The sequence below is a fragment of the Streptomyces sp. NPDC020192 genome (genome assembly GCF_044388685.1).
Lineage (GTDB): Bacteria > Actinomycetota > Actinomycetes > Streptomycetales > Streptomycetaceae > Streptomyces.
Genome location: NZ_JBIRXG010000005.1, coordinates 131,973 through 145,096 on the forward strand (window position 1 = coordinate 131,973; position 13,124 = coordinate 145,096).

The 13,124-nt window shown below is 71.8% G+C and carries 13 protein-coding genes; 10 read left to right on the top strand and 3 right to left on the bottom strand.

What is annotated here, in order from left to right; all coding sequences use genetic code 11:
• Window positions 1-11 precede the first annotated feature (11 nt).
• From ACH47Z_RS12425 to ACH47Z_RS12435, 3 genes are all read left to right on the top strand, one after another.
• Window positions 12-1,415, top strand: a complete 1,404-nt coding sequence (locus ACH47Z_RS12425) for a dipeptidase (protein ID WP_399073167.1) — start codon at window positions 12-14, stop codon at window positions 1,413-1,415.
• 154 nt (window positions 1,416-1,569) lie between these two features.
• A complete protein-coding gene (gene nudC / locus ACH47Z_RS12430) occupies window positions 1,570-2,514 on the top strand; it encodes an NAD(+) diphosphatase (protein ID WP_351560362.1) in 945 nt (314 codons plus the stop codon).
• Window positions 2,515-2,525: 11 nt separating this feature from the next.
• Window positions 2,526-3,137 (top strand): class I SAM-dependent methyltransferase, encoded by a 612-nt coding sequence (locus tag ACH47Z_RS12435; protein WP_399073168.1) that lies wholly within the window; start codon window positions 2,526-2,528, stop codon window positions 3,135-3,137.
• A 55-nt stretch (window positions 3,138-3,192) separates the two neighbouring features.
• Here ACH47Z_RS12435 and ACH47Z_RS12440 read toward each other — a convergent pair whose 3' ends face one another.
• Window positions 3,193-3,435: a mycoredoxin gene (locus ACH47Z_RS12440; protein ID WP_053664706.1), complete on the bottom strand. Its 243-nt coding sequence runs from the start codon at window positions 3,433-3,435 to the stop codon at window positions 3,193-3,195.
• 206 nt (window positions 3,436-3,641) lie between these two features.
• Between ACH47Z_RS12440 and ACH47Z_RS12445 the strand changes: the two genes are divergently transcribed.
• The 5 genes from ACH47Z_RS12445 (at window position 3,642) to ACH47Z_RS12465 (ending at window position 7,534) form a co-directional block, all read left to right on the top strand.
• Window positions 3,642-5,837, top strand: a complete 2,196-nt coding sequence (locus ACH47Z_RS12445; protein ID WP_399073169.1) for an ATP-dependent DNA helicase UvrD2 — start codon at window positions 3,642-3,644, stop codon at window positions 5,835-5,837.
• 163 nt (window positions 5,838-6,000) lie between these two features.
• Window positions 6,001-6,321 (top strand): hypothetical protein, encoded by a 321-nt coding sequence (locus ACH47Z_RS12450; protein WP_399073170.1) that lies wholly within the window; start codon window positions 6,001-6,003, stop codon window positions 6,319-6,321.
• Between the two features lie 172 nt (window positions 6,322-6,493).
• Window positions 6,494-6,862, top strand: coding sequence for a WhiB family transcriptional regulator (locus tag ACH47Z_RS12455; protein ID WP_053664703.1), 369 nt, complete (start codon window positions 6,494-6,496; stop codon window positions 6,860-6,862).
• Window positions 6,859-7,182 carry a hypothetical protein gene (locus ACH47Z_RS12460; RefSeq protein WP_399073171.1) on the top strand — a complete coding sequence of 108 codons (324 nt, stop codon included), beginning with the start codon at window positions 6,859-6,861 and terminating at the stop codon, window positions 7,180-7,182. The genes ACH47Z_RS12455 and ACH47Z_RS12460 overlap by 4 nt, the downstream gene beginning before the upstream one ends.
• 139 nt (window positions 7,183-7,321) lie before the next feature.
• Window positions 7,322-7,534 (top strand): hypothetical protein, encoded by a 213-nt coding sequence (locus ACH47Z_RS12465; RefSeq protein ID WP_399073172.1) that lies wholly within the window; start codon window positions 7,322-7,324, stop codon window positions 7,532-7,534.
• A gap of 108 nt (window positions 7,535-7,642) precedes the next feature.
• Here ACH47Z_RS12465 and ACH47Z_RS12470 read toward each other — a convergent pair whose 3' ends face one another.
• Together ACH47Z_RS12470 and ACH47Z_RS12475 are read right to left on the bottom strand one after the other, a co-directional pair.
• A complete protein-coding gene (locus ACH47Z_RS12470; protein ID WP_399073173.1) occupies window positions 7,643-9,022 on the bottom strand; it encodes an ABC1 kinase family protein in 1,380 nt (459 codons plus the stop codon).
• Window positions 9,015-10,265 carry a TOMM precursor leader peptide-binding protein gene (locus ACH47Z_RS12475; protein ID WP_399073174.1) on the bottom strand — a complete coding sequence of 417 codons (1,251 nt, stop codon included), beginning with the start codon at window positions 10,263-10,265 and terminating at the stop codon, window positions 9,015-9,017. Before ACH47Z_RS12475 ends, ACH47Z_RS12470 begins: the two co-directional genes overlap by 8 nt.
• Before the next feature lie 392 nt (window positions 10,266-10,657).
• On the opposite strand from ACH47Z_RS12475, the gene ACH47Z_RS12480 reads away from it, so the two are divergent.
• On the top strand, window positions 10,658-11,254 hold the full coding sequence (locus tag ACH47Z_RS12480) for a M48 family metallopeptidase (RefSeq protein WP_399073175.1): 597 nt from the start codon (window positions 10,658-10,660) through the stop codon (window positions 11,252-11,254).
• A 129-nt stretch (window positions 11,255-11,383) separates the two neighbouring features.
• Window positions 11,384-13,123, top strand: coding sequence for a TerD family protein (locus tag ACH47Z_RS12485; protein ID WP_399073176.1), 1,740 nt, complete (start codon window positions 11,384-11,386; stop codon window positions 13,121-13,123).
• Window position 13,124: the final 1 nt, after the last annotated feature.

Below are 13,124 nucleotides of genomic sequence, written 5' to 3' on the forward strand. Positions count from 1 at the left end.
GGCTCGTGAGCATGAGCCAGACCCCGGACAGCGCCGTCCGCACGTACATCGAGCAGCACCGCGCCGCCTTCCTCGACGATCTCACCGCATGGCTGCGCATCCCCTCCGTGTCGGCCCAGCCCGACCACGCGGCCGACGTACGGCGCAGCGCCGACTGGCTCGCCGCCAAGCTCGAGGAGACTGGCTTCCCGACGGTCGAGGTCTGGCAGACCCCCGGTGCCCCGGCCGTCTTCGCCGAATGGCCCTCGGACGACCCCGAGGCGCCCACCGTCCTCGTCTACGGCCACCATGACGTGCAGCCCGCCGCCCGCGAGGACGGCTGGGACAGCCACCCCTTCGAGCCCGTCGTCCGCGGAAACCGCCTCTACGCGCGCGGGGCGGCCGACGACAAGGGCCAGGTGTTCTTCCACACACTCGGCGTCCGCGCCCACCTCGCCGCCACCGGCCGCACCGCCCCCGCGGTCAGCCTGAAACTGCTGATCGAGGGCGAGGAGGAATCCGGCTCCCCGCACTTCCGGGCCCTGGTGGAGGAGCGCGCGGGACGGCTCGCCGCCGACACCGTGATCGTCTCCGACACCGGCATGTGGTCCGAGGACACCCCGACCGTGTGCACCGGCATGCGCGGCCTCACCGAGTGCGAGATCCGCCTGTACGGCCCCGACCAGGACATCCACTCCGGCTCCTTCGGCGGCGCCGTGCCCAACCCGGCCACCGCGGCCGCCCGCCTGGTCGCCGCCCTGCACGACGAGCACGCGCGCGTGGCGATCCCCGGCTTCTACGACGGCGTCGTGGAGCTGACCGACCGCGAGCGCGAGCTGTTCGCCGAGCTGCCCTTCGACGAGGAGCGCTGGCTGCGCACCGCCAAGTCCCGCGCCCCCCACGGCGAGGCCGGGCACACCACCCTCGAGCGGATCTGGGCCCGCCCGACCGCTGAGGTCAACGGCATCGGCGGTGGCTACCAGGGCCCCGGCAGCAAGACGATCATCCCGTCCTCGGCCATGGTGAAGCTGTCGTTCCGGATGGTCGCGGGCCAGGAACCCGAGCACATCGAGAAGGCCGTGCACGCCTGGGCCGCCGAGCAGGTACCCGCCGGGATCCGCCTGGAGATCGACTTCGGCTCGGCCACCCGCCCGTGCCTGACCCCGCTCGACCACCCCGCCCTGCAGTCCGTGGTGCGCGCCATGGGCCGCGCCTTCCAGGGGCCGGTCCGCTTCACCCGGGAAGGCGGCTCCGGGCCCGCCGCCGACCTCCAGGAAGTCCTCGGCGCCCCCGTGCTCTTCCTGGGCATCTCCGTCCCCTCCGACGGCTGGCACGCCCCCAACGAGAAGGTCGAACTGGACCTCCTCCTCAAGGGCGTCGAGACCAGCGCCTATCTGTGGGGTGACCTGGCCGAGAACTGGCGTCCCACGCCCTGACCGGACCGCGCCGTACGGGAGGGAACCGCACGCGGGGCACACTGGAGGGACCGCCCCGCACGCCCCGCCCACGCCCGGCCCGGTGCCTCACGCCGTACGCCCCGCCGAACCGCCCGCCGAACGAACCGCTGCACTGGGGGAGTTGGAAGCACCCGTGACCACCTGGACCGACGACACAGCCGATCGACCCATCTCGCTCACCGCCCCGAGCGGCATCGACCGCGCCGCCCACCACCGGCTCGACGAAGCCTGGCTCGCGGCGGCGTGGAGCCACCCCACGACCCGCTGCTTCGTGGTCTCCGGCGGCCAGGTACTCATCGACGAGACCCCGGACGGCCGGACCGAACTCGTCATGACGCCCTCCTTCGAGGCCCCGCTCACCGAGGCGCACCGCTACTTCCTCGGCATCGACGAGGACGGCGTCAGCTACTTCGCGCTGCAGAAGGACGCGCTGCCCGGCCGCATCGACCAGTCCGCGCGCCCCGCGGGCCTGCGGGAGGCGGGCCTGCTGCTGTCGCCGCGCGACGCCGGCCTCATGGTGCACGCGGTCGGCCTGGAGAACTGGCAGCGCACCCACCGCTTCTGCTCCCGCTGCGGCGAGCGCACGGTCATCGCGGCCGCCGGCCACATCCGCCGCTGCCCGGCCTGCGGTGCCGAGCACTACCCCCGCACCGACCCGGCCGTGATCATGGCCGTGACCGACGCGGACGACCGCATCCTGCTCGGCCGCCAGGTTCACTGGCCCGAGGGCCGCTTCTCCACGCTCGCCGGTTTCGTCGAGCCCGGCGAGTCCATCGAGCAGGCGGTGCGCCGCGAGGTGTCCGAGGAGGTCGGCGTCACCGTCGGCGCCGTGGAGTACGTGGCCAGCCAGCCCTGGCCCTTCCCGTCCAGCCTCATGCTCGGCTTCATGGCCCGCGCCACCTCCACCGAGATCGACGTCGACGGCGACGAGATCCACGAGGCCCGCTGGTTCTCCCGCGAGGAACTGCACGAGGCCTTCGAGTCCGGCGAGGTGCTGCCGCCCTACGGCATCTCCATCGCGGCCCGCCTGATCGAGATGTGGTACGGCAAGCCGCTGCCGACGCGCAGCTTCGTCTGAGGCCCGCACCGGTGACCGGGGACCCGTACTGGAACCACAACGTCCACTACCATCCGGCGGTGCTGGCGGCCGTACCCGACGGCTGCCGCACCGCCCTGGACGTCGGCTGCGGCGACGGCCTCCTGGCCCGCAAGCTCGCCACCCGCGCGAAGACGGTGACGGGCGTGGACCGCTCGCCGGAGATGATCCGACAGGCCCGCGCCCGGCAGCCGGGAGACATCACCTTCGCCGAGGCCGACTACCTCGACGGCGACACGCTCCCCGAGGGCGGCTACGACTTCGTCAGCGCGGTCGCCGTCGTGCACCACGCCACCTTCGAGGCCGCGATCACCGGCCTGACCCGGCTGGTCGCGCCCGGCGGCCGGCTGGTCGTCGTCGGACTGGCGTACAACCACACCCCGCTCGACTGGGTGATCAGCGGTTGCGGACTGCCGGTGAGCCGTCTGTACGCCCGCTTGAAGGGCGGCAAGCGGGCCCCGGCCGGCATGCCGATAGAGGACTCCACCATGCACTGGGGCGAGGTCCGCGCCGCGGCCCGCCGCCTGCTGCCCGGCTGCCGCTTCCGGCGTCGGCTGCTGTGGCGCTACACGCTGGTGTGGGACAAACCATCGGACACAGCATGAGAAGGCGGCCTCCGAGGACACCTCGGAGGCCGCCTTCCCGCACCGCTGGAAGCGATTACGCGCTGATCTTCTGCTTCACCTGGGCCAGCGACGGGTTCGTCAGCGTGGAGCCGTCGGCGAAGAGCACGGTCGGGACCGTCTGGTTTCCACCGTTCGCCTTCTCCACGAAAGCGGCGGACTCGGGGTCCTGCTCGATGTTGATCTCGGTGTAGGCGATGCCCTCCCGCTCCAGCTGCTTCTTCAGCCGCTGGCAGTAGCCGCACCAAGTCGTGCTGTACATCGTCACAGTGCCCTGCATGTCTCTCGCGCTCCTCAGGCAGCTCGGAAAAGGCCGTCGCGGTGGAGAACGTACGCGACCGACCCGCCATTCCCACCCGGGGTATGCGCCTTCTCACCCGGGTTGTCCACAGGCGTCTGTGACACCTGCCGCATTAGTACGACAAAGGATGCCCGCCTGTGGACAACCGCCACGGCAGTCCCGGACGACCTGGCAGCATTGCGGGTGTGACAGCAGCAACGCACTCCACCCTCTTCCCGCAGGCACCGGACTCTGCCGACGCGGTGCTCGAAGGGCTCGACCCCGAGCAGCGCGCGGTGGCGACCGCCCTGCACGGCCCGGTGTGCGTCCTGGCCGGGGCGGGCACGGGCAAGACCCGGGCGATCACACACCGCATCGCCTACGGGGTGCGCGCCGGCATCCTGCAGCCCTCCAGCGTGCTCGCCGTCACCTTCACCAACCGCGCCGCCGGAGAGATGCGCGGCCGGCTGCGCCAGCTCGGCGCCCACGGCGTCCAGGCCCGCACCTTCCACTCCGCCGCCCTGCGCCAGCTCCAGTACTTCTGGCCGAAAGCGATCGGTGGCGGCATGCCCCGGCTCGTCGACCGCAAGATCCAGCTCGTCGCCGACGCGGCCGCCGCCTACGGCACCAGGCTCGACCGCGGCGAGCTGCGGGACGTGACCGCGGAGATCGAATGGTGCAAGGTCACCCAGACCGTCCCCGCCGACTATCCGTACGCGGCTGCGAAGGTCGGCCGCGAGGCCCCCCGCGACCCCGCCGAGATCGCGCACATCTACGCAGCCTACGAAGACCTCAAACGCGACCGCGCGGTGATCGACTTCGAGGACGTCCTGCTGCTGACCGTCGCCATCCTCCAGGACCGGCACGACATCGCCGAACAGGTCCGCGCGCAGTACCAGCACTTCGTCGTCGACGAGTACCAGGACGTCAGCCCGCTGCAGCAGCGGCTGCTGGAGCTGTGGCTCGGCGACCGCGACAACCTGTGCGTCGTGGGCGACGCCAGCCAGACCATCTACTCGTTCACGGGAGCAACCCCCGACCACCTTCTCGACTTCCGGGCCAGGCACCCCGGCGCCACCGTCGTGAAGCTGGTCCGGGACTACCGCTCCACCCCCCAGGTGGTCCGCCTCGCCAACGGCCTGCTCGCCCAGGCCCGCGGCCGCGCCGCCGACCACCGGCTGGAACTGGTCTCCCAGCGCGCCCCCGGCCCCGAACCCGTCCACACCGAGTACACCGACGAGCCCGCCGAGGCCGAAGGCGCTGCCCGCCGCATCCGCGAGCTGATCGACGCGGGCGTCCCGGCCGCGGAGATCGCCGTCCTGTTCCGTACGAACGCCCAGTCCGAGACCTACGAGCAGGCCCTCGCCGACGTCGGCGTCCCCTACCAGCTGCGCGGCGCCGAGCGCTTCTTCGACCGGCCCGAGGTCCGCAAGGCTGGGCTCGCCCTGCGCGGCGCGGCCCGCTTCGGCGGCAACGACTCCCTGCTGGACGACGCCGTCGACCTGCCCTCCCAGGTGCGCGCCGTCCTGTCCGGGGAGGGCTGGACCAGCGAACCCCCAGCCGGCTCGGGCGCCGTCAGAGAGCGCTGGGAGTCCCTGGCCGCCCTGGTCAACCTTGCGCACGACCTCGCCGCCGCCCATCCGAAGGCAACCCTCGCCGACTTCGTGGCGGAACTGGACGAGCGGGCGGGTGCCCAGCACGCCCCGACCGTCCAGGGCGTCACCCTCGCCTCCCTGCACGCCGCCAAGGGCCTGGAGTGGGACGTCGTCTTCCTCGTCGGCGTCGCCGAGGGCATGCTGCCCATCACCTACGCCAGGACCGACGAGCAGATCGAGGAGGAACGCCGGCTCCTCTACGTCGGCGTCACCCGTGCGCGGGAACGGCTCCACGTTTCCTGGGCCCTGTCCCGCTCACCCGGCGGGCGCCCCAACCGCCGGCCCAGCCGCTTCCTCGACGGCCTGCGCCCCGGCACCACGGCCACGATCGGCCACACCGGCACCGGCGCCACGGCAGGCGTCGAACGCGGCGTCGGCCGCGACATCGCCGCCGTACCGCGGCGCGCCCAACGCACCCCCGCCCGCTGCCGGGTCTGCGGGCGGACACTCACCGAGGCGGGCGAGATGAAGCTGATGCGCTGCGAGGACTGCCCCTCGGACATGGACGAAGGGCTCTACGAACGCCTCCGTGAGTGGCGGGCGGTCCAGGCCGGGCACAGCGGGCAGCCGGACTTCTGCGTCTTCACCGACCGGACCCTCATGGCCATCGCCGAGACCCGGCCGGAGAACTCCGCCGAACTCTCCCGCATCCCCGGCGTCCTCAGCCGCAAGCTGCGCAGCTACGGGGCCGATGTTCTGGCCATCTGTGCAGGTCAGGACATCAAAGAGGCCGACGGGGACGACTGATGCGAACTCGTCGGAAAAATAGTTTGCGCATGCCCCGGCAATCCCCATAGGTTCTAGGCACGGAAGCAGCGGCCTTCTCGAAGGCACCGGCTTCGTGATGTACTTGCATATCCGAACGGACTGGTTCACCCAGTCCCTTAGACGCCGAGAGGAGGCGAGTCCAGTGATCAGCATCAACACCAGCACCACCAGCACGGCCAAACTGACCGATCGCTCGGCCGTCTCCACGTGCATGCTCGGCGCCTCGAACCAGGGCACCGGTCTGTCCGGCATCCGTGCCGTCCGTCCGGCGTCCTCCGTCGCTCTCGCGGGTCTCTCCATCCGTGAGCGCAATGAGCGACCGACCAAGGCACTGGAAGCGGTAGAGGCACAGGCGCATGCCTATGCCTTTGCGGCCGCCGGTGCCGGATTCCGGAAGCAGACGACGCAGCACCACCTGATGTGGGCCTTCCGTGGGCCAAAACCCTGGAGTGATCCAGCCTGATCCGATCAGGCCGGCGCCTTCAGGGCCGCGGAACCCCATCCGGGATCCGCGGCCCTTCTGTTTTCCCTCAATCGGGAAGACGGAGCGAAGGGGCCTCGGGACAGGAAAAGAACCCGGTACCAAGCCGACACCCGGTCAACCGGCCGGAACGACCAGACGAGGAAGACCAACCGTGCAACTCGAAGCGCACGCCCCGTCCGTACCGCCTTCGCAAACGATCCCCCCGCCCGGCCTCACGGAGGACTCCACCTTGATCCCCCTCACCGCGCTCACCGCGCTCGACGACGCCATCGAGAACCTCGGCGTACCCGTTCCCTGCCGCTCCTACGACCCGGAGGTCTTCTTCGCCGAGTCGCCGGCAGACGTCGAGTACGCCAAGTCCCTCTGCCGCACCTGCCCGCTGATCGAGGCCTGCCTCGCCGGCGCCAAGGAGCGGCGTGAGCCCTGGGGCGTCTGGGGTGGCGAGCTGTTCGTCCAGGGTGTCGTCGTCGCCCGGAAGCGGCCGCGTGGTCGCCCGCGGAAGAACCCGGTCACGGCATGAACACCGCAGGAACGATCGATCGCCCCCTCACGCACGACCCCAAGAAGCAGGCCCCGATGAAGCCGTCCACCAGCGAGCCCGCAGGCTCCGCGACCACAGACTTCACCACCACCGGCGCGACCGAAGCGCGTCAGAACAGGAACCGTGAGATGCAACTCATGCAAGAAGCCCTGGCCCGTGCGCATATGCACGAGCGACTCCATGACGCCGGGAGAGAGCGCCGGGCCCTGCGCCTGGCGGTCGCCCTGCGGATGCAGCGCCGGGCCGAGCGTGCCTCGCTCCGTGCCCGCCGCGCGCTCGCCCAGGCCGTCATGCAGTAACGATCACACCTGAGAAGCGGTGGCCTCCCGGCCCAGGGGAGGCGAAGACTTCCCCGCGGGGGCCGGTCCGACCGAACGGACCGGCCCCCGCGGTGCGTTGTGCACGGCGAACGGCCGCTTTGGGAGTTATCGTCAGCGGGTGACGAGTCTTCCCGGAGGAAGTGATCAGGGCGGCTCCACTCCGGAGCGCCGCGTGCTCGTGTGCGCCCGCTGCGGCACCCCGGCCGACGGCCCCCCGCCGGCCACTTGGACCTGCTCCGTCGAGAACGGCGTCCGCCAGTACTTCTGCGACGCCTGCTCCCGGGAGAACCTCAGGGCGATCGAGGGGCGGCTGGATTCTTCCTGGTGGTGAGTCCTTGCCTCCGGGACCCCTCCCCCCTCCCCCCTCCCCGCCTCCACCACCCCTTCGAGGCATGCCAGATCAGGCCTCCGCCCCATCGCCCCTTCAGGACACGCCAGATCAGGCCTCCGCCGCCGGCTCCTCCTCGGGCAGGTCCTCCTGGTCCTCTTCGAGGAGGAACCCGGGCAGCCACTCCTCCAGTTCCTCCCGGAGCCGTACCGTCGCGCCCAGTTGGCACAGGACGCCGATCGTGCTCAGGGTCACCCGGTGGATCAGGAGGTAGGCCGGGGGGAGGTTGAGGCGTTTGCCCAGTTGGTAGGCGGGGGAGCGGGGGTCGGCGATGCGGGCGGCCTGGCTGCGCATCCAGGTGCGGGTGAAGGTGAAGGACTCGACCCTGGCCGGTTCGATGATCGGCAGCAGGTAGTCGAGCACCGCTTCGGGGTCCAGCTCTATGGACTCCTTCACGAACCCTTCCTCGCAGAGGAGTTCGTAGACCGGCTCGGCCTCGCCGTCCAGGGTCATGCGCAGGGAGATTCCGATGGGGGTCGGCAGGCCGCCGGGGAGGCGGTCGACCGTGCCGAAGTCCAGGACGCCCAGGCGCCAGTCGTCCTCGCCGCCGGGGCCGCCGGGCAGCAGACGGAAGTTGCCCGGGTGCGGGTCGGCGTGCAGCAGGCCGGTGCGGGCCGGGCCCGAGAACAGGAAGCGGGCCAGCAGCTGGCCGGCGCGGTTGCGCTGCTCCTCGGTGCCGTCCGTGATGATCTCCGACAGGGGGATCCCGTCGATCCACTCGGTGACCAGGACCTGCTCGCACTGGTGCACCACCGCCGGGACCACCACGTCCGGGTCGTCCGCGAACTCCTCCGCGTGCACGGCCTGGGCCTGGGCCTCCAGCCCATAGTCCAGCTCCTCGGAGACGCGGTCCTTCAGCTCCGTGATCAGCGGCTTGATGTCCATGCCGGGGATCAGGGGGCCCAACAGGCGGGCGAACCGGCTCAGTTGGCCCAGGTCGGAGATCAGGGCCTCGCCGGCGCCGGGGTACTGGACCTTGACCGCCACCTCGCGGCCGTCGTGCCACACCGCCCGGTGCACCTGCCCGATCGAGGCCGCCGCGGCCGGCTTGTCCTCGAACTCCTCGAACAGATCCCGCCAGTCCGGTCCCAGCCGGTCCTCCAGCACGGCGTGCACCGTGCGGGTCGGCATCGGGGGTGCGGCCTCCTGGAGCTTGGTCAGGGCCGCGCGGTAGGGACCGGCGACCTCCTCGGGCAGCGCCGACTCGAAGACGGACAGCGCCTGCCCGAACTTCATCGCACCGCCCTTCAGCTCGCCGAGCACTTTGAACAGCTGCTCCGCCGTGCGTTGTTGCAGCTCCCTGCCGACGATCTCCGCGGACTCGCCCACGATCCGCTTGCCCAGCCCCCAGGTCGCCCGGCCGGCGATGCCGAGCGGGAGCGCGGCGAGCTTGGCGGTACGGGTGACCGCCTTCCGGGGAAGATCAGACATGCGCCCTCCAAGTCCCAGTCGGCCGCGCCGCGCCCGCTTCGCTTCGTCGCTCCGTCGACGGCCGTTGCACCGCCATTGTCTCGCGAGGCTTCCCGTTGGTTGAGGAGTGCTCCCCCTTGGTCCTCCTCCTGGCTTTCACCTTCGGTTTCCCCTTGGCTTTCTCCGCCGCACCGCACCCGCATGCCGGATGCGGCAGGACCGGTCGGACGCACCAGTTCAGACCGGGCAGGGACGCCTCCCAGCGGGCCCCCGTGCCGGACGGCGACTGCCCGTCGAGGAAGGCCAGCGCGTGCGCCGCGGCCAGACCGGCGACCGCCATGGCGAGCGTCAGGTCGCAGGCCCCGATCCGGCGGGCCCGCGCGGACCGCCACTGGGCGATCAGCCGGGGCCAGGCCGGATCCCGGTCCGCGCGGTCGAAGTGCAGACAGCCGGCGCAGCCGGACCCGCCGGGCAGGACGAGCGGACCGACGACACCCGTGCCCTCCACGACACCGGCGTACAGATGGGGCGTTCCGGAGGCCATGAGCGGCTCGGCGGCGACCGGGTCCGGTGCGTACACGCCCACGTCGTCCCGGGGCGTGAGGATCACCAGGGAGAGGCCGGGGTCCCGGGTGCCGGAACCCGGGGAGTGGGCGTGGCGGCGCGGGCGGTCCGGTGCCGCGCGGCGGACGGCGGCCCGTGCCGCCGCCTCCCGGCGCTCGCCGATCGAGTCGGCGGGCAGCCCGCCCGGGGCCACGTCCCAGGGCTCCACGTGTCCGGTGTCGCGCACGTCGACCTCGCCGACGCCGGCGCCCGACAGCGCCGAAGCGAGCACGGCGCCGACTCGTCCCGCGCCTTCCACCCGCACTCTGAGTGCGCGGCGGGCGGCGAGCCGGGCGAGCGCGCCGCCCGGCTGGGCCGTGGTCAGGGACAGCGAGGTGAGGTCCGGGCGCAGCCGTCGCAGGACGTCGTCCTGCTCGCGCAGCGCGTCCGCGGCCGGTCCGCCGCCGCGCGTGTCGTCGAGGAGACCCGCGCGGGTGAGCCGCTCCAGCAGGGTGTCGACCCGGCCGGCCGGCAGCTCCATGCGGCGGCCCTCCTCGCGCAGCAGCGGCAGCCCGCGCGTGCCGTTGAGCAGATCCAGGAAGCCGCGTGTCGCCGGGTCCATCGGTCCCAGCGTCACCGCGTGCGCCGGGGTCATCCCGAACTGCACGGTGTCGCGATCACGCCAGCCGCGCCGCAGCGCGGGCTTCATCACCGGATGCATGACTGTCCCCCGTCCGTTGAAGCGTCCTCCGGAACTTCCTTGGAGCATCGCTGGAACACTCCCGGATCGTCCTCGTCGCCGGTGGAGCCGGTCACGCCCCGCCGACGCCTGCCAGCATGCCGTGTCCGCCCGTCCGGTGCCGGAAGTTATCCACAGGGCAGGAGTGTTCATCGTATAAATGGGTCGCGTGGCTGAGCCGTGTGGTCCAGCAGAGGTCGAGCAAGGGCTGATCGAAGGGTGGACGGGGCCGGTCACGTCACCGGGCGGAGCCGTACAAACCGGATGTGCGGATCAGTCGTAGGAATCATAGGAATCAAACGCATGGTGGGGGATCGGCATCGAACCGTCCCGGAGCCGGGACTTTGCCCGGGCCCAGCGGGTAACGTCGGGGCGTGCCCGCCGACCCACTGCACCGCGCCGGAAAGCCACAGCGCAGCACGACGAGCCAGCCGCCCGGCGGCTCGGGGGCGAGCGTGATCGAGGTCCGCAGGAGTTCCCGGCGCCGCCGGACGGTCTCCGCGTACCGCGAGGGCGATCGCACCGTCGTACTGATCCCCGCCCGGATGTCGAAGGCGGAGGAACAGCGCTGGGTCACCGTCATGCTCGACAAACTCGCCGCCCAGGAGAGCAAAAGGGTCCTCGGCGACGCCGAACTGGCCGAGCGTGCCGAGCGGCTGTCGGCCCAGTACTTCGACGGCCGTGCGCGTCCCGCCTCCGTGCGCTGGGTCACCAACCAGAACACGCGCTGGGGTTCGTGCACCCCGACTGAGGGCAGCATCCGGCTCTCGCACCGGCTGCAGGGGATGCCCGAGTACGTCATCGACTACGTCCTCTGCCATGAGCTGGCGCATCTGCTGGTCCCCGGTCACGGGCCGGACTTCTGGCGGCTCTTGGAGGCCTATCCGCGCACCGAGCGGGCCCGTGGCTATCTCGAAGGGGTCGTGGCCGCCGAACGGCTGCCGCATGTGCCCGGCGCGCGCGGGGAGTGAGCCGGGCGCCGTTCACACGCCCCCGGGTGCGGTTGTGTACCGGGTCTGTACCGGCTGCGTCCGTTGTCGGACTTTGCCGTTAGCCTGGCGCGACGCACTCGCATTCGGGATGGGGGACGGTCGTAACGCATGGCCAGGGAATTCCAACGCGGCCACAAGGCCAGGATCAGTGACCTCACGGCGGGCACGGATCTGTACGTAGGCGTGCAGATCTCCGCCCCCGGACTGACCTTCGACATCAGCTGCTTCGGTCTGGACGGCGACGAGCGCCTCTCGGACGACCGGTACTTCGTCTTCTTCAACCAGCCGAAGTCCCCCGAGGAGTCCCTCCAGCTGCTGGGTGCCCAGGCGGGTGACACGGAGTCGTTCCGGGTCACCCTGGACCGGATCCCGTCCAGCATCCGCAAGCTGTCCTTCACGGCGACCATCGACGGCGCCGGGCAGATGTCGCAGATCGCCCCCGGCTACCTGCGCATCGTGGCGGGCGGCGAGGAGGTCGCGCGGTACTCCTTCAACGGCGCGGAGTTCTCCACCGAGCGGGCCGTGATGCTCGGCGACATCTACCTCAAGGACGTGTGGCGGTTCGCCGCCGTCGGGCAGGGCTTCGACGGCGGTCTGGAGGCGCTGCTGAAGAACTTCGGCGGCGAGGTGCTGGAGGAGGAGGCGCCCGCCGCCCCGCAGCAGCCGCAGCCTGCCGCGACCCCCGGCTTCGCCCCGCCCGCGTTCGCCGCCCCCGCCGCACCGTCCCCGGCACCGGCGCCCGCCCCGGCCCCCACGCCGCAGCCCGCCGCCCAGGGTTTCGCCCCGCCCGCCGGTGGCACGCCCCCGCACGGTTTCACCCCGCAGCCCGGCCAGGTCCCGCCCGGCCACACCCCGCCCCCGGCCCCGGCCCCCGCGCCGAACGTGCATGCCGCACCCACGGTCATCGCCCCCCTGAACCCGCCCGCCGCCGGCACGGTCCCGCCGCCCGCCCCGGCACCGGCCCCCGCCCCCTACGGCCAGCCGCCCCAGCAGCAGCCGTACGGTCAGCCGCCGCAGCAGCCGTCGTACGGTGGTCAGCCCGGCGCGCCGATGCCGCCGGGCTACGGCCAGCAGCCGCCCCCCTACGGCGGCCAGCCGACCGCCCCCATGCCCCCCGGCTACGGCCAGCAGCAGCCCTACGGGCAGGCCGCCGGGTACGGAGTGCCGCAGGGAGCCCCGGCCGGCGGTGCCGGTGTGGCGGCCGCGCTCCAGGTGTTCAAGGAGACGCCCACCGGACAGCGCTGGACACTGCAGAACAAGAAGCTCGTCCGGGTCGACCTCGGCATCGGCGGCCAGCCCGTGCTGGCCCGGCAGGGCAGCATGGTGCTCTACCAGGGCAAGGTCGACTTCGGCTACAAGGGCGCCGGATTCGCCGGACGCATCGTCGGTCACGCCACCGGCCAGGAGATGCAGCTGATGCGCTGCACCGGGCAGGGTCAGGTGTTCCTCGCCGAGAACGCCACCCATCTGCACCCCGTCGAGCTCCAGGGCGACGCGATCTGCGTGTCCGCGGAGAACGTCCTCGCCTTCGACGAGAGCCTGCACCACGAGGTCCGCCGTATCGAGGGCCACGGCATCCCCGGCGGTGCGCTGTTCACCATGCAGTTCCAGGGCACCGGGACGATCGTCGTCAAGACGCACGGCACGCCCGTCGTCCTGCCGGTCACGCCGACCACCTTCGCCGACTGCAACGCCGTCGTCGCCTGGTCGGCCGCCTCCCAGGTGATCGTCTCCAGCCAGGTCCGGATGCGCCGCAACGCCTACCCGGGCGACACCGGAGAGAGCGTCAACCTCCAGTTCCGGGGCGCGCCCGGCAACTTCATCGTCGTCCAGCCGTACGAGGTTTGAG